The organism is Arthrobacter sp. DNA4 (genome assembly GCF_024362385.1).
Classification (GTDB): domain Bacteria; phylum Actinomycetota; class Actinomycetes; order Actinomycetales; family Micrococcaceae; genus Arthrobacter.
On the sequence record NZ_CP101466.1, the window covers coordinates 1,225,477 to 1,247,734 of the forward strand.

A 22,258-nucleotide genomic window follows, 5' to 3' on the forward strand; every position below is an offset into this window, starting at 1 on the left:
AACACCGGCCGCCCCGCCGTCGTTATGCCCCTTGGTGTGCCATGCCGGTGCACCACCCAGCCGACCAAAGGACACCCCTTGACGACTTCCCGCACCATCGTGATCACCGGCGCCAGCGACGGCATTGGCGCGGCAGCCGCAAGGACGCTGGCCCAGGCAGGGGAGCAGGTGGTCGTCGTCGGCCGTTCCGCCGGCAAGACCCGCGCCCTGGCCGGGGACATCGGCGCCGACCACTACCTGGCCGACTTCGCCGACCTTTCACAGGTCCGTGACCTCGCGGAGAAACTGAAGGCAAACTACCCGCGCATCGATGTCCTGGCCAACAACGCCGGCGGGATCATGGGCAAGCGGACGCTCACCGTGGACGGCAACGAGACGACCTTCCAGGTCAACCACCTGGCGCCGTTCCTGCTCACCACGCTGCTGATGGACACGCTCACCGCCAGCGACGCCAAGGTGATCAACACCTCCAGCGCCGCCAACAACTTCGGCAAACTGGACCTCTTCGACCTCAACGCCGAGCACGGGTACAGCACCAACCGCGCCTACGGCACGGGCAAGCTCGCCAACATCCTGTTCACCTCCGAGCTGCACCGCCGCTTCCATGACCAGGGGATCACGACGGCGGCATTCCACCCGGGCGTGGTCCGCACCAACTTCGCTGCGGAGTCCGGCAGCTCGTGGCGGCACGCCTACACCACCCTGCTGAACCGCTTCATGCTCAGCCCGGACCAGGGTGCCGACACGATGCTTTGGCTCATCAACGGCACCGCCGGCACGGACTGGATTTCCGGCGCCTACTACGCCAAGCGCGCCCTGGCCAAGGCCAACGCCCAGGCCTACGACGCCGGACTGGCGCGCGGGCTGTGGGAGAAGAGCGAAGAGCTGGTCAAGGCCTTTGCCTGACCGCTGTTTCACTCACAGCCGACGCCGTCGTGGTCTGCATCCAGTCCGTAGATATCGCGGCCGATGACCTCGACCGGGCCACGGACGTAGGCCGGTCCGTTGCCGCTTCCACCTGCGCAGTCAACGTCGGAGGCGATGGGAACGCAGCCTGAGTAGTTCGGGTCGCAGCCGGGGTTCGTTCCCGGCACGGGCTGGGGTGCAGGCAGGGGCGCAGGAGCGGGAGGTGCGGCGGCCTTGGCGGCGGCCTCTGCAGCGGCCTTGGCTGCAGCCGCGTCCTGGGCCGCCTTCGCCTCAGCCGCTTGCCGGGCAGCAGCCTCTGCCGCGGCCTTATCGGCGGCGTCCTTGTCCGCTGCGGCTTTGTCCGCGGCCGCCTTGTTCGCCGCCGCTTTGTCTGCCGCAGCCTTATCTGCCGCAGCCTTATCTGCCGCGGCCTTTGCGGCGGCCGCGGCCAGTTTGTCGGTGACCTGCCTGGACACTGAGGCCTCGAGCCACACCAGCCTGCCCGACTCGTCCTTGGTGCATATGTACGTGGTTCCGCCAGAGACCTGACGGGCACTGATGCTTGTGCAGGGTGTGTCCGCGATGGGCTTTGCAGAGGGTGTTGCCGTGGTGGATTCGGTGGCGGGGCCGGCCGCCGCGGTCAGCGAAGCCTGCGTTGTGCAGCCGGTCAGGAGCAGCAGCGCGACGGCGGCGGTCCCGGCGCCCAGGGCCTTGTTCGCGCCCTTCCGCCGGAGGCCGGCGGCCGTGGGTTCCTGTTCCCGGCGGCGGGCAGGAAGAGGAGTGGAAAAGTTACGACTGGCAGGCATGGGTCCCCCAATGGCGTGCGCTGGATGCGGATGGCACGGCCAGCGTAGCTTCGTCCATCAGGGGGAGCCGCGGTTAAGCGCAAATCTTGAGTGTTAAGCGGCAGGAGCGCTGCCCGGTTGATGCCGGACAGCGCTCCCGCCGTTCCTGCTCTGCAGCAGCGGGGTTATGTCATTGCCCTGCAGGGTGCCCGTTGTGGGTGATCGAGGCAACGGCGCCCGTCTGTTCGTTCAGCAGGACCTTGTCGTTGCGCTCATGATGGAAGTTGAACATTGCATCCACTGACCCGGCCTTCGCATCGGCCGAGGAGTCGCCGATCTGGCCGGTGTGCCAGTTGTCCTCGATGAACCTAAGGATGGAGGCCTGGTCGGTTTCGGTGTGGTCCACAAAGTTCTTCTTCGCATACGGGGAGATGACCACCAGGGGCTGGCGGGTACCCGGTCCGCAGCGGTCGGCGTAGCCGCCGGCCACGGGGACGCCGTTGGCAGCGGCGTTCAGGCACCATGCGGCGTCGTCGGTGCCGGTGGAGGCGTTCTTCGGCTGCGCGGCGGCGTGGTCGTACCAGCCGTCGGAATCGTCATAGGCGAGTACCACGGCGGTGTTGTCCCAGTTCCTGGACTGCTGGATCTGGTTGACGGTTTTGGCGATGAAGTTCTGTTCGTCGACCGGATCCGAGTAGGCGGCATGGCCGTCCTGGAACTCCGAGGCCTTGAGGAAGGACACGGCAGGCATGTTGTCGCTGTCCACCACCTTGCTGAAATCGGTCAGGTCGTACTGGTGGTTGGCCTGGCCGTCGTGCCCGATTTCCGCGTCCGATGCCGGCGCCAGGTGGTGCGGGTTGGCAGTGGAGGCGTAGTACTGGAAGGGCTGGTGGTGCGGGGAGTAGTCCACCACGGAGGCACCCGCGGCGTTGGTGTGGCTGGCAAGGCATGATGCCGGGGTGCCATCGGCAGCGGCGGCGGTGGGCGCGAAGCCGCCCTGGAACCAGCCCCAGGACGTACCCTGGGCGTTGAGCAGGTCGCCGATGTTCCGGCCGGTCATGCCGGCAAGGTTGTTGGTCTTGGCGTGGCTGTTGTTGGAGCAGTCATCGTAGACCGGGTCGGGGTCGTTGATCACTGTTCCGACGCCGTTCGCGTCGGGCTGCCGGACCGCGCTGCTTCCGGTGGCCGGCGTGGCGACGGGCTGGCCGGCGGCGGTGTATTCCTTGGCGCCGTGGGTCTGGCCCGAAATCAGGTTCAGCGCGCCGGGGGTGGAAGGACCGAAGACGGTGCTGAAGTGGTTGTCGCTCATGGCGTAGTTCTGGGCGTAGTTCCAGATGCCGGTGACGGTGTTGCCGTCGTAGTAGTCCATGGTCAGGCCGGGGCGGCCGTACTGGTTGGTGCCGCAGGCGTCGCGGCTGGTGAACTGGACGAACTTGTCCATGAGCCCGCCGTTGTAGGCGTTCTGCTCGGCCTTGTAGCCGTGGTCCTGGTCGCACGTGACGGCCTGCATCGGGGAGAGCCGTGCGGGCTGGACGGAGTTGGGGTTGTTTGGTGCCAGCAGGCCGGCGTTGGCCAGGGTATTGATGTCCCTGGGTGTGTCGTCCGCCGCCGTGAAGGAGCCGGCAGGGGAGCCTGAGCCCTGCAGCGCCTCACCCGGAGTGTTTGCCGCTTTGGGATAGGTGGCGAAGTAGTGGTCGAATGACACGTTTTCCTGGAAGAGGACCACGACGTGCTTGATGGGCGTCGCCGTGCCGTTTGGGGTGCCGGCGGCGGTGGCCGGCACAGCACTGACGCCGACCAGTCCGGCCGTCACTGCCGAAGCAGCCAGGACGGCCGCGCCGGTGGCCGCAGCAACTCTATTTCTGGTGAATCTCGGTGCGGTAAAAGGCATGGGGTATCCAATCGTTCCTGCTCGAATGCATTGCCGCCGAAAGCGGCAGGTGCCGGGGGTGCTACTTGGAGGTGGCGTCGGCCTCGTAGGTGAGGATCTCGGTGCCATTGCCTTCGTCGCCGTTGTCGGGGGCCACCGTCATGCTCAGGTGGTTGCCGTCGGCGGTCATTTTGAACGGGTTGCGGGTGGCCACGTGCCCGGCAGTGGACCACTGCTGGAACGGGACCTCACGTGTCACCTGATGGGATTTCAGGTCGATCATTGCCATGCCGCCCTGTTCATAGGTGGCTGCTGTCCCGCCGGCGGACGGAGTCTGCGGAAGGTTGGTCACTCCGGCGCAGAGCATCCTGGCATTGGGGACGTACTGGCAGTCCTGGTAGTCGATGAAGTAGTTCGGGTTCTCCCAGGTGGACAGCTCCTTGCCCTGGAGGTCCCATTCGGCGAACCGACGGGAACCCCGGGTGTTGCCCACGAGGTGTCCGGTCTGCTTGTCCAGGACGATGCCGCCGAAGTGGTCTTTGACCTCAAACTGCTTGTGCACGTCCAGGGTCTGTGCGTCCACCTTGTAGATGATGGCGCTGCTGTCCGGCCGGTACTGGGCTACCGGAACCCACACGTTGGTGCCGTCGAAGTCGATGCCGCCCGGGTGGTACATGTCGCCCTCGCCCAGGATGATGTCCTTTTGAAGGTTGCCGGCCTTGTCCATGACAAACAGGTGGCCGATGCCTTTGCCGGGCGTGCGGTCGTACCCGCCCTGGGGAGTGGGGTACTTGACGGTGGGTTCGAGGATCTGCACGGCCGAGAGGAAGATGTGGTCCTGGCTGTAGGCGATTCCCTCGGTGTGGTAAGTGGGGAAGTTCAGCTTCAGCCTGGACGTTTGCTGCCAGGCGGTGTTGCGGGTGACGGAGTCGAACGCGGTGGCCAGGTCAGTGTCCGTGTCATGGTGGGTTCCGGCTGCGGGACTGGTGCCCTGCGCCGGGACGGTGGCCTGTGCTGCGGCGGTTCCGCCGGCCGCGCAGGCGGCAACGATGAGGGAGGCGGCCAGTGCCAGGGAACGCCGGTTGGGTTTGGGGCTCATGGTGGGGGGCCTCTTAAGGTTGGGGTCTCAACAGGAGCTCTCAAGTTACTAATGGGTAATGAACCGGGAATGGCGGAACGGTGAACTGCCGCTGTCGCAGGACTGACCGGTTGGCGCCGGCGGCTGCCCCGGCACCCTAACGGCTGTTGCGCGCGAGCGCCTCTCCGATGATGCGGGCACCTTCCGGGTAGGCGCCGGGGTTCGGTCCTGAGTAGTTGAGGCGGATGAACGCGCCGGCGGGCTCGGCGGGAAACCACTCGGTGCCGGCGGCGATGATCACGCCGGCGTCCCCGCAGTCACGCACCAGCCGTGGAAGGTCCGTGGTGTCCGGCAGCCGCAGCCACAGGTTCAGTCCGCCCCTTGGCAGGTTGTCGAGGTGTGCCTGCGGAACGTGCTCCCGGATGCTGGCGGCCAGCAGGTCCCGGCGGGACTGCAGTTGCTGGCGGAGGCTGCGCAGGTGGGTCTGCCATCCGGGTTGCGTCACCACGTCCAACGCCGCTGCCTGCAGGAGTCCGCTGACATACATTGACTCAGCGGCGCGGTGGCCCAGGATGCGTTCCCGCGCCGGCCCGCGCACGATCACGGCGGCAATGCGGATGGCCGTGGACACGCTCTTGGTCAACGACCTGATGTAGACCACATGGCCGGAATCATCCTGCGTGGCCAACGGGACGGGGTTCGAGGTGATGCCGAAATCGTGGGCCCAGTCATCCTCCACCAGGAAAGCGCCATGCCGGCGGGCAATGTCGAGGATCTCGTCGCCCCGGCCCGCCGCCCACTGCGCCCCGGTGGGATTCGCATAGTTAGGCTGCACGTAGAACGCCCGGGCCCCGGTCTCGGCAAAGGCACGGTCCACGTCGGCGGGGTCCGGGCCATCGGGCCCCGTGGGCACCGGGACCACCCGCACCCCGGTCTGGGCGGCGGCCAGGATGGCACCCCAATACGACGGCGACTCCATGAGCAGAGGCTGTCCCGCGCCCACCAGTGCGCGGAAGATGGAGCTGAGTCCGCTTTGGCTGCCCGGCAGGACGATGACGTCGTTTGGCGTTGGGGGCGTAATTCCCACCGGGGTTGCCGAGCCCAGCTCCTGGGCGAACCACTGCTGCAGTTCGGGCATGCCGGCGGCGGGCGGCCGGGACAGGGCGGCGTCGCCGCGGGCGGCGCGGGCCAGCGCGGACCGGACCAGCCGTTCCGGCAACAGCTCGCGGTCCGGGTAGCCGGAGTGGAACCAGATGGCCTCGCCGGGGACACTGCGCATGGTGCCCGACGACGGCGGCAGCGGAGATGACGGCGAGCGCAGCGCTGCGGTCTGCCAGCCATAGTCCGACGGGCGTGCGGTGCGGACGGCACGGACAAACGTCCCGACGCCGGGCCGGCTTTCGATCAGGCCCTGCGAGGCCAGCGCCTGCAGGGCCTTCTGGACCGTCACCGGGCTCGCCTGGTACTCGGCCACCAGCGAGCGGGTCGACGGCAGTTTGGCGCCGGGCGCCGCTCCCGCAAGCCATTGCCGGAGTGCCGTCGCGATCCGTGAACTGCTATCGTTGTTCATGAAAGAACATAGTAGCGCTACTGTCCTTGATGGCCCACTGATACTGCCCCGGCCGTCCACCGGGATCTGGTGGGGCCTGCTGGGCGTCGCGGCCTTCTCCTTCACCGTTCCCTTCACCCGCGTGGCCGTGGCCGCGATCCCGCCGCTGTTCATCGGTTCCGGCCGGGCCGTGGTGGCCGCTGCCCTTGCCGCCGCAGCGCTCGCCATCACCCGCCAGCGGCTGCCCCATCCAGGGACCTGGCTGCGCCTGGCGCTCGTAGCCGGCGGCGTCGTCGCCGGCTTTCCGCTGCTTACTTCCTACGCCCTCACCGCCGTGCCCGCCGGGCACGGCGCCGTGGTCATCGCACTCCTGCCCGCCGCCACGGCCACCGTGGCCGTGCTGCGCACAGGCGAGCGGCCACCGGCCCTCTTCTGGGCCGTGACGGTGCTTGGCTCCCTGGCAGCCATAACCTTTGCCGTCCTGCAGTCCGGGGGAGCGGGACAGTTGCACTGGGCGGACCTCCTGCTGCTGGGCGCCGTTGCCTGCGCTGCGGTGGGGTACGCGGAGGGTGGCCTGCTGGCCCGCGAACTGGGCTCCTGGCAAACCATCGCCTGGGCGCTGGTCCTCGCCGCGCCGGCAATGCTGGTCCTGGCCGTTGTCTCCGTCCAGGGCCAGCCGCCGTCGGCCACTCCCGCCCAATGGGCCGCGTTCGGCTATCTGGCAGTGGTCAGCATGTTCCTTGGCTTCTTCGCCTGGTACCGCGGGCTGGCCACCGGCCCCATGGCACAGGTGAGCCAGATCCAGCTGCTGCAGCCGGTAATGAGCATCTGCTGGGCCGCGCTCCTTTTGGGCGAGGCACTGACCTGGACCACGGTGGCGGGCGCCCTCGCCGTCATCCTCTGCGCCGCCGCGGCCGTCCGCATCCGGCTCAAACCAACCTCCTAGCCGCACGAAAGGCCACTCCCATGTACATTCCCGCCCACTTCGCCGCCCGGCCCGGCGCCATCCGGAACCTCCTGGCACACGCCGGTGCCGCCAATCTCGTCACCATGACCGACGGCGGCCTGCTGGCAACGCTGCTGCCCGTCGCGTTCAACCCGGGGGTGGGGGAGCATGGCGCACTGCAGGCGCACATGGCGCGGAACAACCCGCAGTGGTCCAGCGCTCCCACCGCGGAGGCGCTCGCCATCATCCAGGGCCCCGATGACTACATCTCGCCGTCGTGGTATCCCGCCAAAGCAGAGCATGGCCGCGTGGTTCCCACCTGGAACTACAGCACCGCCCACGTCTACGGCGAGCTGGTGGTCCATGACGACGCCGGCTGGCTGGCACGGCATGTGCGGCACCTGACCGGCCTGCACGAGGGCGGCCGGCAGGATCCGTGGACTGTGGACGACGCCCCGGAGAAGTTCATCGCCGGGCAGCTGCGCGCGATCGTGGGCGTGGAACTGGTGATCACCAGGATCGAAGCGAAGGAGAAACTGAGCCAGAACCGCTCCGATGCCGACGCCGCGGGGGTGGCGGCGGGCCTCCGGGCCGACGGGCGGGAAGCCGGAGCGGCCGCCGTCGAACGCGTCCGCCCCTGAGTCCCGGGAATCAGGCGGGCGCTAGGCTGTCCGTTCCAGGAGCACCATCACCTCGTAGTGCGTGGTCTGCGGGAACATGTCCAGGACCCGTGCCCGCCGTGCAGTGAAGGACGGGAGCGCGGCCAGGTCGCGGGCCAGCGACTGGGCGTTGCAGCTGGAGTACACCACGTGCTGCACGTCCGAGGACTCCAGCCAGCCGCACAGCTCCTTGCCGATGCCGCGCCGCGGCGGGTTCACGATCACCAGTTCCGGCGACTGCTCCGCGGCGAGGGCGAACGCGGTGGCGTCCCCGGCGTGGAACTCCATGCCCGCCAGGCCTGCCTCGTCACTGCTGAGCCGCGCCGAGACGATGGCCTCGCTGCTGGCTTCAATGCCGGTAACCGTCCGGGACGGGGCAGCGCTGTGCAGGGCGAAGCCGCCCACGCCGCAGTACAGGTCCCACACCGAGCCCGGCGCCAGTTCGTTGACCCACTCGCGCCCCTGCCGGTACAGGGCCGCGGCCATGCCGGTGTTGGTCTGGAAGAAGCTCTGGGGCCTCAGGTGCAGGTTGATGTCATTGACCCGCATCTCCAGGGTGGACTGCTCCGTCAGCAGGATCTCGCGGTCGCCTTCGAGTACGGCCTTGTGCTCCGGAAGCAGGTTGACGGAGACCACCTTGACCTGCGGCAGGTCGGCCAGGAGCTCCGGAAGGTGCTTCCGGATCCGCGGCAGCACCTGTTCCGATCGAAGCACCAGGCGGAGCATCACGTCACCTGCCGGGGATTCGGTGATGATGACGTGTTTGAGTTCACCGGTCCGGCGTGGAACGTCGTAGGGGGTCAGGCGGAGGCGGCGGATGTAGGTGGCCAGCACCGGGAAGACGGCCCGCAGGCCGGGGGAGCAGACGCCGCACTTGCGCAGGTCCACGCCGTGGCCGTCGGCGTCGAGGATTCCGATGGTGGGGTTCTGCGCCGTCCCGCCGATCACCATCTTGGCCTTGTTGCGGAAGCCGGACTCCTGGCTGGCCACGGGCTCCAGCCACTCCAGCGAGGCGTGGTCGGACAGGAGGCCCTGGCAGTGCAGCTGCTTGCCGGTCAGCTGTTCGCCGTACGGCCTGCCCATCTGGGTGCAGGAGCGGCAGGTGCCGGCATCAAAGTAGGAACAGCGCATGACTGCACAAGTTTACCCGGTCGCCTTCCCGGCCAGGACGGGAAGGCGCGACGGCGGCACCCGGCCATGTGCCGCCGTCGTACCTTCCATCGGGGCTCCAAACGTAACTCCGTGCAATATGAGCATGCTTCCATGCTTTTGATGCTGCTAAATTCGGCAGCCGTGCTACTTTCGGCACTGACACCGTGCATTTCTTCGTTTGGAGACCCGTGGAACCCACACCCCCGCTCACCCTCGATCCACGGCCTGCGGCGCCGCAGCCCGTGGAGTCCGTCCTCCGCCGTTCCATGGGGCCGCGCCATCTGGTCATGATCGCCATGGGTGGGGTGATCGGCTCCGGCCTCTTCGTCAGCTCGGGCTACACCATCTCCCAGGCCGGCCCGCTTGGCGCCGTCATCGCGTACCTGGTGGGCGCCTTCGTGGTGTACCTGGTCATGGCATGCCTGGGCGAACTCGCCATCGCCTATCCCGTGTCCGGCGCCTTCCATATCTACGCCGCCCGCTCCATCGGACCGGCCACGGGGTTCGCCACGGCCTGGCTGTACTGGCTGTGCTGGGCCGTGGCCATCGGCTCAGAGTTCACCGCGTCCGGGCTCCTCATGCAGCGCTGGTTCCCCGACGTCGACGTGTGGGTCTGGTGCCTGGTCTTTGCCGCCATCCTCTTTGGCTTCAACGCCGTCTCCTCCCGGTTCTTCGGCGAGGCCGAGTTCTGGTTCGCCATCGTTAAGGTGGCCGCCATCATCGGCCTGATCGTCCTGGGCGGGGCGGCGTTGTTCGGCTTCCATCCGCTCAGCAACGGCGGCAACCACCCGCTCCTGCTCCAGAACTTCGCCACGGAATCGGGGCTCTTCCCCAACGGATTCACCGGCATCCTGGTCACGGTCCTGGCCGTCTTCTATGCCTTCTCCGGGTCGGAACTCATCGGCGTCGCCGCCGGTGAAACCAAGGACCCCGCAACCGCCATTCCCAAGGCCATGCGCACCACCGTGATTCGGCTGCTGATCTTCTTCGTGGGCGCCATTACCGTTATCGCCGCCACCATCCCCTACACGGAAGTGGGGCTGGATGAGAGCCCGTTCGTCACTGTCTTCTCCGCCATCGGCGTCCCGTTCGCCGCGGACATCATGAACTTCGTCATCATCACGGCCCTGCTGTCCGCCGGAAACAGCGGCCTCTACTCCTGCGCCCGGATGCTGTATTCACTGGCCGACGAAGGGCAGGCACCACAGGCCCTGAAGAAGCTGAGCCGCCGGGGCATCCCCCTGGTTGCGCTCTCCGTGAGCATGGTGGGCGGCCTCGCTTCCCTGCTCAGCAGCGTGGTGGCCCCGGAAACGGTGTACCTGGTCCTCGTCTCCGTGGCAGGCTTCGCCGTGGTGGGGGTGTGGATGTCCATCACCGCCTCGCACTACTTCCACCGCCGTGCCTTCATCCGCGACGGCGGCGACCTCTCCACCCTCGCCTACCGGGCGCCCCTGTTCCCGCTGGTCCCCATCCTCGCGTTCTCCCTCTGCGTCATCTCCCTGGTCGGCATCGCGCTTGACCCGGCCCAGGCGGCGGCGCTCTACTTCGGCATCCCCTTCGTCGGCGCCTGCTACGCCTACTTCCACTTCCGGCACGGACGCAGCTTCGCGCGGGCAGGCCGGTAGGCAGGGCACGGACGACGACGGCAGCGCCGCGGGTGGAACGAGCAGCGCCCGTGGAACAATGGGGCCGTTGTCAGCAGCCGGGAGGGCAGGAAAGCGTGGAATCAACCGCCGAGGCGTCCTCGATGGCGCAGGGACTGCGGATCCTGCGGCACGTGGTGGAACGGGAAAAGCGGGGGCAGGCGCCGCTGGGCGTTTCGCAGCTCGCCGCGGAGCTCGGCATGGAACAGAGCCGGGTGTCGCGCCTGGCCCAGGAGCTGTGCGGCCTGGAACTGCTGGAACGCTTTGACCGCGGACCATTCCGGACAGGCCCCCGCTTCTTCAGCCTGGCCTCCGCCTTGAACACGGGCTGGGTCCGGGAGGCGAAGCCGCTGCTCGAGGAGCTGGTTGCCGGGCTTGGAGTGCGGGCACGGCTTTCGATCCGCGACGGGTACCGGGTCATCCTGCTCCGCGCCTCGAGCAATGAAGCCGTGCCCGGCAGTTTCGTGGTGCCCGGCATGGTCACGCCCGTCTGGTGCACCGGCGCCGGGAGGGCCCTGCTGTGGGACTTCGACCGGTCCGCCCTGGCGGACCTGCTCGCGGACGTGAATTACATCGGCATCGGCGGACCGGGCGCTGCCCACACCACCGACGGCATCTGGGACCTGCTGGTGCGGGACCGCACTGCCGGCTTCATCGCCGCCGAGGAGGAGTTTGAGCACGGCGTGGTGGAGCTGGCCGTGCCAGTGCGGGACGCCGGCGGTTCCATCATGGGGGCGCTCAGCGTGCTGGGCAGCCGGGGAGAGTTCGGGGCTGATTTCGCCTCGGCGGCAGCTGTGCTTTCGTCCGCCGCCGCGCGCCTCAGTGCACCCGGAACCTGACACTCAGCTCCGGTAGCCGAGCCTTGACTCAAGCCAGGATCCCTGGGCCACCAGGGCAGCTGCGCACGATTCCCGCCGCGGTTCCAGCCGGTCCTTGATGCCCACGATCTGCAGGGCCGCCACCACGTCGCCCTTGAAGTCGCGGACCGGCACGGCCAGGGAGTACAGCCCGGGCTCGGCTTCTTCATCCACGATCGAGTATCCGCGGGCGCGCGCGGTTTCCCGCCGCGCCAGGAACTCATCCACGCCTGCAGGCGTGTTGGGGCCGTGGCGCGTGAACGCGACCTTTGAAAACACGCTCCGGACCTCCTCTTCCGGTGCTTCCCACAGGACCGCCTGGCCGGCGTCACTGCAGTAGGCAGGATAAGGGCGGCCCAGCCATGAACCCACCAGGTTGCTGCCGGCCGGGACGCTCTCACCGATGGTCACCGTGCTGTCACCGCTCAGCACTCCAAGGAAGCACGCCTCATTGGTCCCGGCGGCCAGGGCGTCCAAGGCGGCGGCGCCGTCGGCCTGGAGCCGGCGTTCGGTCAGGAGCTGCGCGTCGGTGTAGACCGACCAGTCCAGGACGTAGGTGCGCGCCGCAGTGCGGGCCAGGAAGCCTTCCTGTCCGCCGGTCCGCAGGCTGCGGGACACCTGGCTCCGGTCCCGGTCCAGATCGGCGGCGACCTCGGCAGCGCTGCCGCCGGGAAACCCCCGTGCGTGGCGTTCCCCAACGGCAAGCAGGGCCTGGATTCCGCGGCCCATGCTGGAGGTCTTCGACATAAAAGTTAGTCTAGCGATCCGAAAGGGGCCCTCCGGTGTGGCCGGTTGCTGGTGCCGGTAACACTCAGTAAAAGCATGAGCCCATGCCTATAGTGAACTCATGCCTCCCATTTCTTCCCTCTCCGCCGCACTGGAATCCGGTCGCACCCTGATTGCCGACGGCGCCCTGGCCACCGAGCTGGAGGCGCGCGGCTGCAACCTGGACGACCCTCTGTGGTCGGCCAAGGTCCTGCTCGAGCAGCCCGGGCTTATCCGGGACGTGCACCGCGACTACTTCGCGGCGGGGGCGAACATCGCCACCACGGCCAGCTACCAGGCAACGCCCCGGGGGTTTGCGGCACGGGGCATGGCTGAGGAGGAAGCCCTTGACCTGGTTGCACTGTCCGTACGGCTGGCGGATGAAGCCCGGCGGGAGCACCTGATGGAGCATCCGGACGCCGGGCCGCTGCTGGTGGGGGGCTCCGTGGGCCCGTACGGCGCCTACCTCGCGGACGGCTCGGAATACCGGGGGGACTACAGCCTCGCCCCCGGCGAGTTCGAGGAGTTCCATGCTCCCCGCGTAGCGGCACTGGTCAAGGCCGGCGTGGACTTCCTCGCCTTCGAGACGCTGCCCTCCTTCGCCGAGGCGGAGGCCCTGCTGGCACTCAGCCGGGAACACGGCGTCGACACCTGGTTTTCCTTTTCCCTCCGCGACGGCGGCCACATCAGCGACGGCACGCCGCTGGCCGATGTGGCGCAACGCGTGAACGGGCACCCGCACGTTGCGGCGGTCGGAGTGAACTGTGTGCCCCTTGACCTGGTAGGCCCGGCGCTCGCCGCCCTGCGCCTGCACACGGAGATACCCCTGGTGGCCTACCCGAATTCGGGGGAGACCTACGATTCCGCAACCAAGACGTGGAGCCAGGCAAGCGGAGGGTACGGCGGCTCGGCCGGGGGAGGGGCGCCTGCAGGCCTTGCCGCCGGTGCCGGTGAATGGCAGCAGGCGGGCGCACGCATCCTGGGCGGCTGCTGCCGGACCACTCCCCGGGACATCGCCGCATTGGCCGCGCAGGCGTAGCGTTCCGGGAACACTGCCGCCTCCACGGGTGTTAAACCCAGTGGAGAAGCGAACAATGGACACCAGAACTTACACAGCACTTGTCATACCGGTAAGCAATGCCGAGCCCATCCGCCTGGAGCAGGTGGACGCGGACCTGAAGGCCCTTGAAGCCCTGGTGGGCGGCCCGCTGGAATCGGTGATCCGCGGCGACTGGCATGTCTACCTCAACGCGGAAAGCGTCACGAGGCTCCTGCCGGTCAACTTCCGCGCGGGGCAGCTGATGCACGAATGCGGCCTGGACCTTGACGGGATCCGCGGCACCGCAGTGTTCCTGGGCCGTGGCGAACACGGCACCGAGGCAGACCTCCCCGAGCACCTGGAGCGGCTCGTGGAGGAGCTTTTCGGAGCATTAGCCGCCTAATCCCTGGCGCGTACCCCGTAGGTGCTTAGCACGTTGCCCTTGCTGGTTGCCGACTGGTCCTGCAGCACCAGGCGGGTCAGTGGGTCGCCGTCCTCGAACAGCCGGCGGCCGCTGCCGGCGATCACCGGGTGGGTCATCAGCTGCAGCGAGTCCAGCAGACCGGCGAACAGCAGCTGCCGCACCACGGAGATGCTTCCGCACACGGCGATTTCCCCGCCGTCGCGTTCCCTTAACGCGCCCACGAACTCCGTCAGCGGCGCGTCCATCACCCGCGAGTTCTGCCATTCCAGCGGTCCCGTCAGCGTGTGCGATGCAACGAACTTCTCCACGGGGTTGATGAACGCGGCAAAGTCCTGGTCCTGCGGGGCGGTGGGCCAGTAATCCGCCCACTCCTGGTAGCTCACGCGGCCCAGGATGACGGTGTCCACGGTGTTGATCATCCTGGCCAGGCCCGTACCGAGCTCCTCGTCGAAGCTGTCGAACTGGAACTTGAAAGGTTCGGACACCACCCCATCCACGGAGTGGAACAGGCCGGCAGTGACTTTGCGCATGGGAGCCTCCAGATAATATGCGGACAGGCCTTACGGTATTCGGCCAAGTCCTGTGCGGGAAGGGTTTTGGGCCGGTCGTTTCGGCCCCCGGATCCGGACGACGCCGGCAGTCACGTTAGCTTCATCACTCGCCGTGTTGTCTTGCGCAGTTTCGAACCTGCCGGGCCCCATACTGGTGAGTGAACGGCTTTCGCCGTCCCCCGGCCAGGCAGGAGGAAGTGCATGGAAACCCTGAAAAAAGTCGTGACCAACCAGTATTTCCCTGCCGGCGCCGTGCTGTCTGCCGTCCTGCTGTTCTGGGTTGTCGCCATGCTGGGCGGGCTGTCGCTGCTCAACAACAACCAGCCGCCGTTGACCACCCTGACCTGGATGCTGTTCGTCTACGCCGCAGCTGTGCTGACGCCCCTCGCGGGACTGCTGGCCGCCGCCGACCTGGTGCGGCGCTGGCGCCGCAACCGTGCTGCCGTCCCGGCCCCCTCCGCGGCCGCCGGCACGGTCAACGTTCCTGCCGGTGCCGGGGAATCGGGCCAGCCCGCCCAGCCCCAGGCTTCCCAGTCCCAGAACTCCCAGCCCGCGCCGGCCAAGCCGCAGCGCCCGGGCCGCCAGGAAGCAGCCTGACCCCGGAGTCTTCCGGCTACCTGCCTTTCAGCGCGTTGAGGGCCTCTTCCGCGTGGTGCAAAGCCTGGTGCAGCCTGTCGCCGGGTTCCGGCAGCGAGAACATGTACCCCTGCAGTGAATCGCACTCCAGCGCCGTCAGGTAGTCCGCCTGCGCCGCCGTCTCGATGCCCTCCGCCGTCACGGTCAGGCCCAGGCTGTGCGCCATGTTGATCATGGAGCTGAGGATGGGCAGGCGCTCATTGCCGGTCCGCACCATGGACACGAAGGTCTTGTCGATCTTGACGGTGTCCACGGGCAGGTCCTGCAGCCGGCCCAGCGAGGAGTAGCCGGTGCCAAAGTCATCCAGTGCCACCCGGGCACCCGCGTCCCGCAGTGCGCTGAGCTGCTGGATCAGGCTGCAGTCGGCGTCGAAGAATACGCTCTCGGTAACTTCCACGACCAGCTGGTAAGGCGCTACACCGCTGGCTTCCGCCAGTCGCAGGACGTTCCCGGCGAAATCGGGTTCCTGCAGTTGCACGCCGGAGACGTTCACGGCCAGGGACCGTGACGGATCCCCGCTGAGCCACTGTGCCAGCTGCACCATTCCGGTGGCCATCACCTCGGCCCCGATCTCGCCGATCAGCCCGGTGCGCTCGGCGAGTGGGATAAAGATCGACGGCGGTATCCGCTCGCCGCCCCGGTCCCACCTGGCCAGCGCCTCCATTTGGACCACCTGCCCCATGCGGTGCGAGACGATCGGCTGGAAGTCCACGGTGATTTCACCGCGGGGCACGGCCAGCTGGAGCCCGCTTTCCATGTGCGTCCGCTGCACCAGCGCCTGCATCATGTCCGGGTGGAACCGCAGGAACCGGTTCTTGCCGGCGGCCTTGGCGGCGTACATCGCGATGTCCGCATGCCGCAGCAGTTCGGAAGGGCCCACGCTGTCCTGGCCCAGGGAGGCGAGCCCCAGGCTCAGGCTGGGGCGGAGGACGGTGCCGCCGATAGTCACCGGGACGTGCAGGCAGCGCACAATGCACGCCGCGATTGCGTCGGCGTCGGGGCAGGCAGTCAGGAGCACCACAAACTCGTCGCCGCCCAGCCGGGCCACGACGTCGGCCGTGGGAACGCAGCCGCGGAGCCGGCGTGCCACCTCGATGAGCATGTCGTCGCCCGCCTGGTGGCCAAGGATATCGTTGACTTCCTTGAAGTCGTCGAGGTCCAGGAGCAGGACATCCACCGTCTTCAGCCGCGGTTCCTGCAGGGATTCGGCCAGGGCATCGTTGAAGACGGCCCGGTTGGCGAGCCCGGTCAGCGGGTCCTGGAAGGCCATGGCGCGCAGCTTCTCAGCCTGCACGGCGAGGTCCATCATGGCCTGCTGTGCCTGCTCCTGAGCTCTCCGCCGCGGCGTCACGTCGCGGAAGCTCCATACGCGGCCCACAATTTTCTCGCCCACGCGTTGCGGGCGGGAATAGCGCTCCAGGGTGCGGCCGTCGCGGAGTTCCACCACGTCGTGGCTTTCGCCTGCCGGGTCCTCCTGGACTTCGCCCAGCCGCGCGACGAAGGGCACTGGATCTGCGATCTGCGCCATGACCAGCCGGAGCGCCGGCTCCTCGCTGTCGGCCTCCATCATCTCGGGAGGGATGCCCCACATGGTGAGGAACTGGTCGTTGAATCCGGCCACGCTGCCGTCGGTGGCGATGACCAGGATGCCGTCTGCGGTTGATTCAAGGGTGGCCGTCAGCAGGGACATGGCCTCGCGGAGGTTGGCGTCGGCCGTCTTGCGGTGCGCAGTGCCGCGGGCCGAAAGCAGCAGCCGTGCGCCGGCCGGGTCCTGCCCGGGGAGGACGGCCACGGCCAGTTCAACGGGGACCTCGGTTCCGTCCCCGCGCAGGGCGCTGATTTCCAGCGGCGGTGGATGCTCTTCCGGGTGGGTGAGGAGCTGGTGCAGCAGGTGGGCCACGTCGTCGCGGAAGCCCTCGCCGATCAGAAGCCGGTGGTCCAGGCCTGCGAAGGCGTCCCGGGGCAGGCCAAACAGCCGTGCCGCTGCCGCGTTTACCGCCAGGACGGTGCCGTCCGCAGCCAGGGCCATAAGCGCATCCGGACTTGCGTCCATGACACCGCCAAAAGTTTGTAATGCCACATTGTTGTCACGGCCCGAAAAACCGGTCATCACACCACCCCTTCGCAATCATAAAGGCCGCAGGGGGAAATTGGGCCGGTCACCCTAACTTCATGTTGGTCCAGCAAAAACCTGGCCCCGGACGTAAAAAGCGCCGGACCCCACAATGGGGTCCGGCGCCTCTTACTGATGAATATGGGAAAGCGGCTACACCCGGCGGCCGCTGCGGTTGGTGACGGCGCCGTAGATCAGCAGCACGATGATCGAGCCGAGGATGGCCAGCAGCCACGTCCTGATGTCGAAGAATTCGGCCAGTCCGCCGCCGAAGATCAGTGATCCGATCCAGCCGCCCAGGATGGCCCCAACGACGCCGAGGACCATCGTGATCACCCAGCCGCCGCCTTGGCGTCCCGGCAGGATGGCCTTTGCAATGGCTCCAGCAATCAGGCCCAAAATGAGAAATCCAATAATGCCCATGTTGCCACTCCTTGTCAGTAAGTTGTACCGGGCCCCCATTTCCGGTTCCCTCATTCAATCAGCAGGCTTACTACTCTGCAAGGCTTTCAATATCACAGGATGACTGTCAGTTTGACCCGAATTCGGGAAATTTTTCTCCGCCGGTAAAGCGGCTGCAGCTAGGATTGGATGTCCCTGCATCTGGTGAAGGAGCTCCGGCATGTCCAGCCACACCCAGCGGCCGCGAGCCATATTCCTTGACATCGACGGCACCTACGCCGATCACGGGCTTGCTCCGGAGGTCCATGTGGACGCCGTCCGGACCGCCCGGAAGCGGGGCCACCTGGTGTTCGTCTGCACCGGACGTCCCCTGTCCATGGTGCCCGGGCACATCCTCGAGGCAGGATTCGACGGCACCATTACCGGAGCCGGTGCCAGGGTGGAGGTCAGCGGTGAAGTCCTCAAGGACACCCGCTTTGAGCCGGAGTTGGCGGCACGCATCGTCGAAACGCTCGACGCGCACGGTGCCGCCTACATCCTGGAAGCGCCGGAGGCCCTGCATGGCCGCACGGGCGTGGACCGGCGGCTGCGGGAGGTCCTTGGGCCCATCTTTGCCGGCCGGCCGCAGCATGACGGCGTCCTCAGCACGGATGTGGATCCGCTCGAGGACATCCTGGGGCCCATGCAGTACAGCGACGACCTCCGCGCCACGTCCTACGCCAAAATCTCCTGCTTCGATTCACCGGTGCCGCTGAGCCGCCTGATGGAAACCTTCGGCCCCGGGGTGGGGCTGATTCCCAGTTCGCTGTCGGCGCTGGGCGAGCGTGCCGGGGAGATCCACATGGCGGGCACCCATAAGGCCGTGGGTATCCAGGTGGTGGAGGCCCGGCTCGGCCTGGACCGGGCAGACATCGTGGCCATCGGCGACAGTGCCAATGACGTCGAGATGCTTGAGTACGCGGGCGTGGGTATCGCCGTGGAAGGAGGCCATCCCTCCGTTCTTGCCGTAGCGGACAGGGTTACTGCCGCGCCGGCCGGTGGCGGCGTTGCGCTGGCCTTCGCCGAGCTGGGGCTCCTGGGCTAAGCCTCAGTATGCGGCCGCCGCCAGGGCACCCGCGGTGGTCCCGAGCCCGCGCACCACCCAGCCCTGTTCCTGCCAGGCCGCAGCATCCAGCACATTGCGCGCGTCCAGGACCACCCGGCGTCGTACCTGCTGCCCGGCCGAGGAGGGGCACAGCCGCCGGTACTCGTCCCATTCGGTGAGGAGCAGCACCAGCTCGGCGTCCTGGAGCGCCCGCGCCGCGGAGGCCTCGAAGCGCAGGCGTGGGTAGCGGCGCCACGCAAGGTTCACTGCTTTGGGGTCCGTGACGGTCACATGGGCACCGGCGGCGGCCAGCCGGTCCGCAACATCCAGTGCAGGGGAGTCGCGGATGTCGTCGGTATCCGGTTTGAAGGAGGCACCCAGCACGGTGATGGAACGCCCGGCGAGCATCCCGCCACACAGTTCCGCCGCCAGGCGCACCGTACGTTCCCGCTGGCCCAGGTTCACCGCATCCACCAGCCGCATCCAGTCCTCCACCGCGGGCACGCCGAGGGCGGCGGCCTGGGTGCGGAAGCTGCGGATGTCCTTGGGCAGGCAACCGCCGCCGAAACCAAGCCCCGCGTGCAGGTACCGGCCACCGATCCGCGGATCCAGCCCCATCGCCTCGCTGAGTTCGGTGACATCAGCACCCGCGGCATCGCACAGTCCAGCGACGGCGTTGATGAAGCTGACCTTGGTTGCCAGGTACGCGTTCGCGGCCGACTTGATGAGTTCTGCCGTGGCGAAGTTGCAGACCAGGCGCGGGATCCCGGCAGCCAGCAGCGGCTCATAGACAGCGTCCAGGGCCGCCGCCACCCCCAGGGGCGCGCCGGTGGCGGGGTGGAAGGCGGCGGCCCGGCCGCCGTCCACGCCGTAGACCAGCCGGTCCGGGACCAAGGAGTCTTTGACGGCGGTGCCCTGCCGGAGGAACTCCGGATTCCAGCCGAGCAGCACATCAGGCCGTGCGGCCAGGACGTCCTGGAGCATGTCCACGGTGCCAACGGGCACCGTGGATTTACCGACGACGACGGCGCCCGCGGCCAGGTGCGGCAGCAAGGCCGCCGCGGCGGAGACCAGGAAGGTGAGGTCGGCGGCGTCGGACGTCCTGTCCTGCGGCGTCCCCACGCACAAAAAGTGCACCTGTGCGTCCCCTGCCCCGGCGGGATCGGTGGAGAAGCGCAGCCGTCCGGTGGCGCGGCCGTGCTCCAGCAGTTCATCCAGTCCAGGTTCGTGGAACGGTGCGGCACCCTGTGCCAGCTGCGCCACCTTTCCGGGGTCGACGTCGATGCCCACCACGGTGTGGCCCATGGAGGCCAGGGTTGCTGCGTGGACCGCGCCCAGGTAGCCGCAGCCGATCACGGATATCTTCATGATGATGCTCCTGCCTTTGAAACCTTCTGTGCGGGTGCGGCCGCCCCCGCGATGACGTCCGCGTAGTGCTGCACCAGTTCCGTGCAGAGCGCGGGCCAGGTTCTGTCCTGGACCGAGGCGTGTGCTGCGGCCGCAAATGCCCGCCGTTTGGCGTCGTCGCCCACGAGGTCCTGCACCCGGGCCCGCAAGGCGGACAAGTCGCCCGGTTCGTAGAGCCATCCGGTGCGCGAGTTCTCCACCAGATCCAACGGGCCGCCCCGGCCCGTGGCCACCACGGGTACGCCCGATGCCATGGCCTCCTGGATGGTCTGGCAGAAGGTTTCGAACTCGCCGGGATGGACGAACAGGTCGAACGATGCCACCGCCCGTGCCAGGTCATCACCGCCCAGGAAGCCGGTAAACGCCGCCCCGGGTAAGGCCGCCTCAAGGGCTGCCCGCTGCGGGCCGTCGCCCACAACCACCAGCCTGGTGTTGGGAATGCCGGCGAGGGCGGCAAGGTCTTCCACCTGCTTTTCGACCGCCAGCCTGCCCACGTAGCCGATGATCCGTTCCCCGCCCGGGGCCACTGAAGCCCGCCACCCGTCGTCGCGCTTTTCCGGCGAAAACCGGGCGGTGTCCACACCGCGCCGCCACATCCGTACCCGAGGGATGCCCCGGCCGCGCAACTGGTTCAGCGCGAACGTGGAGGGCGCCAGGGTGCGTGTTGCCAGTAAGTGGATGTTCTCCACCCGGTTCCAGGCCCAGTTCTCCAGGAAGGGCACGCCGTACCGGGCGGCGTAGCTCGGAACTTCGGTCTGATAGATGGCCACGATGGGGATGCCCAGCTGGTGCGCAGCCTGCGCGGCACGCCAGCCCAGCACGAACGGCGAGGCAAGGTGGACCACATCGGGCGCGTACTCGGCAAGGATTCGCTTGACCCGGTACACCCCTCCCAGCGCCACCCGCACGTTCGCATAGCCCGCCAGCGGGACCGCGGGCAGCCTGTGCACCTCCGCCCCCTTGACGCGGTCCCCGGCCTCCCCGTCATGTCCGGAGGGCGCGAGGACCAGAACCTCATCGCCGCGCTCCTGAAGGTGGTCCAGGACCCGCAGGATGGAGTGGGTGACACCGTTCATCAACGGCAAAAAAGATTCGGCAACAATTGCGATCCGCACCCTTCAACCGTGGGCGCCTTCCTTGAAATGGCGGGGGAGAAAGCGTTACCCGAAGGAAAAGGCCGGATGAACAACTGCCCCTGAGTTTCAAATTATTTAGTAAGTAGGCTTGGCATCTGATGCTAAGCATGCTTACGGTAGTGGGGCGGTCAGCGCAAAGCCTCAAGCAGCCGGGGCGGAAGCCAGACGTCGGGGACAACCCGCGCCAGGACATCCATTGCTGGCAGACCCAGTGCAAAGACACATCCAAGGAGAGTCATGCTCAACAGGGAAAATCTTGAAAACCTGCTCACCAAGGGCGGCAACGTCGTCGGTTCCGATGGCACCAAGATCGGTTCGATCGGACAGTTGTACGCAGACGACGACACGGGTGAGCCCACATGGGTCACGGTCAAGACCGGCCTTTTCGGAACTTCGGAGTCGTTCATTCCGGTCGAGGGCGCCCACCACCAGGGCGACGACCTGGTGGTGCCTTACACCAAGGAACACGTCAAGGATGCTCCCCGCGTGGACGCAGACGGTCACCTCACCCCAGAGGAAGAGGACCGGCTGTACACGTACTACGACCGTGGCGCACGGACCTACACCGAGGCCCGGACCGGCACCGACAGGGATGTTGACCTGCAGGGCGACGCCGACCTGAACGCCGGCACCCCCACGGCAGGCATCACATCCGACCGCGACACCTACGACCGCGACACGGATGCCCGGGGAGCCGTTGGCCACGACACCTCCGGTCCCACCACGGACGACGCCATGACGCGGTCCGAGGAGAGGCTGCACGTGGGCAAGGAGCGTGAGGCCACCGGCCGGGTACGGTTGCGCAAGTACGTCACCACCGAAAACGTCACCAAGACCATCCCGGTGGAGCGCGAAGAAGTCCGGATTGAGCGTGAGCCCATCACCGACGCAAACCGCGGTGCCGCCCTCGGCGGACCTGACATCAGCGAGGAAGAACACGAAGTGATCCTCCACGAGGAGCGCCCCGTCGTTGAGAAGGAAGCTGTTCCGGTGGAGCGGGTCCGGCTGGACAAGGACGTTGTCCGCGACGACGTCACGGTCAACGAGGAAGTCCGCAAGGAGAACATCGAAACAGACGGCGATCACCGCCGCTGACCGGCGCGGGGGCTTCGGCCCCCGTCCCGCGGGCGGGCTGATTGAATCAGCAGCCCTGACACGGTGAACGGCGCCGGGAGCTACCTTGGGGGCTCCCGGCGCCGCTGCCGTTTAAAACGCTGGTGCAGCCGCGCCGGAAGCGGTGGCTGCACCAGCCAGTA

At 67.6% G+C, this 22,258-nt stretch carries 21 protein-coding genes; 10 read left to right on the forward strand and 11 right to left on the reverse strand.

Going from position 1 to position 22,258, the window contains the following annotated elements:
• Positions 1-78: 78 nt before the first annotated feature.
• Positions 79-906, forward strand: coding sequence for an SDR family NAD(P)-dependent oxidoreductase (locus NMQ03_RS05770; RefSeq protein WP_255174790.1), 828 nt, complete (start codon positions 79-81; stop codon positions 904-906).
• 8 nt (positions 907-914) lie between these two features.
• Here NMQ03_RS05770 and NMQ03_RS05775 read toward each other — a convergent pair whose 3' ends face one another.
• The 4 genes from NMQ03_RS05775 to NMQ03_RS05790 all read right to left on the reverse strand — a co-directional run bounded on the left by NMQ03_RS05775 (position 915) and on the right by NMQ03_RS05790 (position 6,209).
• Positions 915-1,712: a hypothetical protein gene (locus NMQ03_RS05775; protein WP_255174791.1), complete on the reverse strand. Its 798-nt coding sequence runs from the start codon at positions 1,710-1,712 to the stop codon at positions 915-917.
• Positions 1,713-1,881: 169 nt separating this feature from the next.
• Positions 1,882-3,582 (reverse strand): phospholipase C, encoded by a 1,701-nt coding sequence (locus tag NMQ03_RS05780; protein ID WP_255174792.1) that lies wholly within the window; start codon positions 3,580-3,582, stop codon positions 1,882-1,884.
• Between the two features lie 61 nt (positions 3,583-3,643).
• Complete coding sequence (locus NMQ03_RS05785) at positions 3,644-4,660, reverse strand: DUF6454 family protein (RefSeq protein WP_255174793.1); 1,017 nt, start codon at positions 4,658-4,660, stop codon at positions 3,644-3,646.
• Positions 4,661-4,796: 136 nt separating this feature from the next.
• Positions 4,797-6,209, reverse strand: coding sequence for a PLP-dependent aminotransferase family protein (locus NMQ03_RS05790; protein ID WP_255174794.1), 1,413 nt, complete (start codon positions 6,207-6,209; stop codon positions 4,797-4,799).
• On the opposite strand from NMQ03_RS05790, the gene NMQ03_RS05795 reads away from it, so the two are divergent.
• Positions 6,208-7,134, forward strand: a complete 927-nt coding sequence (locus tag NMQ03_RS05795) for a DMT family transporter (RefSeq protein ID WP_255174795.1) — start codon at positions 6,208-6,210, stop codon at positions 7,132-7,134. The genes NMQ03_RS05790 and NMQ03_RS05795 overlap by 2 nt on opposite strands.
• A gap of 20 nt (positions 7,135-7,154) precedes the next feature.
• Entirely contained in the window at positions 7,155-7,775 is a 621-nt protein-coding gene (locus NMQ03_RS05800) for an FMN-binding negative transcriptional regulator (RefSeq protein ID WP_255174796.1), read from the forward strand.
• A 21-nt stretch (positions 7,776-7,796) separates the two neighbouring features.
• On the opposite strand, the gene rlmC is transcribed toward NMQ03_RS05800, so the two are convergent.
• Positions 7,797-8,924: a 23S rRNA (uracil(747)-C(5))-methyltransferase RlmC gene (rlmC, locus tag NMQ03_RS05805; RefSeq protein ID WP_255174797.1), complete on the reverse strand. Its 1,128-nt coding sequence runs from the start codon at positions 8,922-8,924 to the stop codon at positions 7,797-7,799.
• 209 nt (positions 8,925-9,133) lie between these two features.
• Between rlmC and NMQ03_RS05810 the strand changes: the two genes are divergently transcribed.
• Together NMQ03_RS05810 and NMQ03_RS05815 are read left to right on the forward strand one after the other, a co-directional pair.
• Positions 9,134-10,570, forward strand: coding sequence for an amino acid permease (locus NMQ03_RS05810; RefSeq protein WP_255174798.1), 1,437 nt, complete (start codon positions 9,134-9,136; stop codon positions 10,568-10,570).
• 95 nt (positions 10,571-10,665) lie between these two features.
• Positions 10,666-11,427 (forward strand): IclR family transcriptional regulator, encoded by a 762-nt coding sequence (locus NMQ03_RS05815; protein WP_255174799.1) that lies wholly within the window; start codon positions 10,666-10,668, stop codon positions 11,425-11,427.
• 3 nt (positions 11,428-11,430) lie between these two features.
• On the opposite strand, the gene NMQ03_RS05820 is transcribed toward NMQ03_RS05815, so the two are convergent.
• On the reverse strand, positions 11,431-12,192 hold the full coding sequence (locus NMQ03_RS05820) for an IclR family transcriptional regulator (protein ID WP_255174800.1): 762 nt from the start codon (positions 12,190-12,192) through the stop codon (positions 11,431-11,433).
• A gap of 100 nt (positions 12,193-12,292) precedes the next feature.
• On the opposite strand from NMQ03_RS05820, the gene mmuM reads away from it, so the two are divergent.
• Together mmuM and NMQ03_RS05830 are read left to right on the forward strand one after the other, a co-directional pair.
• On the forward strand, positions 12,293-13,249 hold the full coding sequence (gene mmuM / locus NMQ03_RS05825) for a homocysteine S-methyltransferase (protein ID WP_255174801.1): 957 nt from the start codon (positions 12,293-12,295) through the stop codon (positions 13,247-13,249).
• Positions 13,250-13,304: 55 nt separating this feature from the next.
• A complete protein-coding gene (locus NMQ03_RS05830) occupies positions 13,305-13,652 on the forward strand; it encodes a DUF3846 domain-containing protein (protein WP_255174802.1) in 348 nt (115 codons plus the stop codon).
• Here the strand turns inward: NMQ03_RS05830 and NMQ03_RS05835 are convergent.
• On the reverse strand, positions 13,649-14,203 hold the full coding sequence (locus NMQ03_RS05835; RefSeq protein ID WP_255174803.1) for a dihydrofolate reductase family protein: 555 nt from the start codon (positions 14,201-14,203) through the stop codon (positions 13,649-13,651). The genes NMQ03_RS05830 and NMQ03_RS05835 overlap by 4 nt on opposite strands.
• 222 nt (positions 14,204-14,425) lie before the next feature.
• On the opposite strand from NMQ03_RS05835, the gene NMQ03_RS05840 reads away from it, so the two are divergent.
• Positions 14,426-14,821: a hypothetical protein gene (locus NMQ03_RS05840; protein ID WP_255174804.1), complete on the forward strand. Its 396-nt coding sequence runs from the start codon at positions 14,426-14,428 to the stop codon at positions 14,819-14,821.
• 16 nt (positions 14,822-14,837) lie between these two features.
• On the opposite strand, the gene NMQ03_RS05845 is transcribed toward NMQ03_RS05840, so the two are convergent.
• Positions 14,838-16,913, reverse strand: coding sequence for a bifunctional diguanylate cyclase/phosphodiesterase (locus NMQ03_RS05845; RefSeq protein WP_255174805.1), 2,076 nt, complete (start codon positions 16,911-16,913; stop codon positions 14,838-14,840).
• Between the two features lie 213 nt (positions 16,914-17,126).
• Positions 17,127-17,396 (reverse strand): GlsB/YeaQ/YmgE family stress response membrane protein, encoded by a 270-nt coding sequence (locus tag NMQ03_RS05850; RefSeq protein ID WP_043452229.1) that lies wholly within the window; start codon positions 17,394-17,396, stop codon positions 17,127-17,129.
• Between the two features lie 199 nt (positions 17,397-17,595).
• Between NMQ03_RS05850 and NMQ03_RS05855 the strand changes: the two genes are divergently transcribed.
• The gene (locus NMQ03_RS05855; protein ID WP_255174806.1) at positions 17,596-18,459 is read left to right on the forward strand and encodes an HAD family hydrolase; all 864 of its coding nucleotides are present in this window, start codon (positions 17,596-17,598) and stop codon (positions 18,457-18,459) included.
• 3 nt (positions 18,460-18,462) lie between these two features.
• On the opposite strand, the gene NMQ03_RS05860 is transcribed toward NMQ03_RS05855, so the two are convergent.
• The gene (locus tag NMQ03_RS05860; protein WP_255174807.1) at positions 18,463-19,827 is read right to left on the reverse strand and encodes a UDP-glucose/GDP-mannose dehydrogenase family protein; all 1,365 of its coding nucleotides are present in this window, start codon (positions 19,825-19,827) and stop codon (positions 18,463-18,465) included.
• Positions 19,824-20,981, reverse strand: coding sequence for a glycosyltransferase family 1 protein (locus NMQ03_RS05865; protein ID WP_255174808.1), 1,158 nt, complete (start codon positions 20,979-20,981; stop codon positions 19,824-19,826). Before NMQ03_RS05865 ends, NMQ03_RS05860 begins: the two co-directional genes overlap by 4 nt.
• 258 nt (positions 20,982-21,239) lie before the next feature.
• Here NMQ03_RS05865 and NMQ03_RS05870 point away from each other — a divergent pair, with 258 nt between their 5' ends.
• Positions 21,240-22,097 carry a DUF2382 domain-containing protein gene (locus tag NMQ03_RS05870; RefSeq protein ID WP_255174809.1) on the forward strand — a complete coding sequence of 286 codons (858 nt, stop codon included), beginning with the start codon at positions 21,240-21,242 and terminating at the stop codon, positions 22,095-22,097.
• The last annotated feature ends 161 nt before the right edge of the window (positions 22,098-22,258 follow it).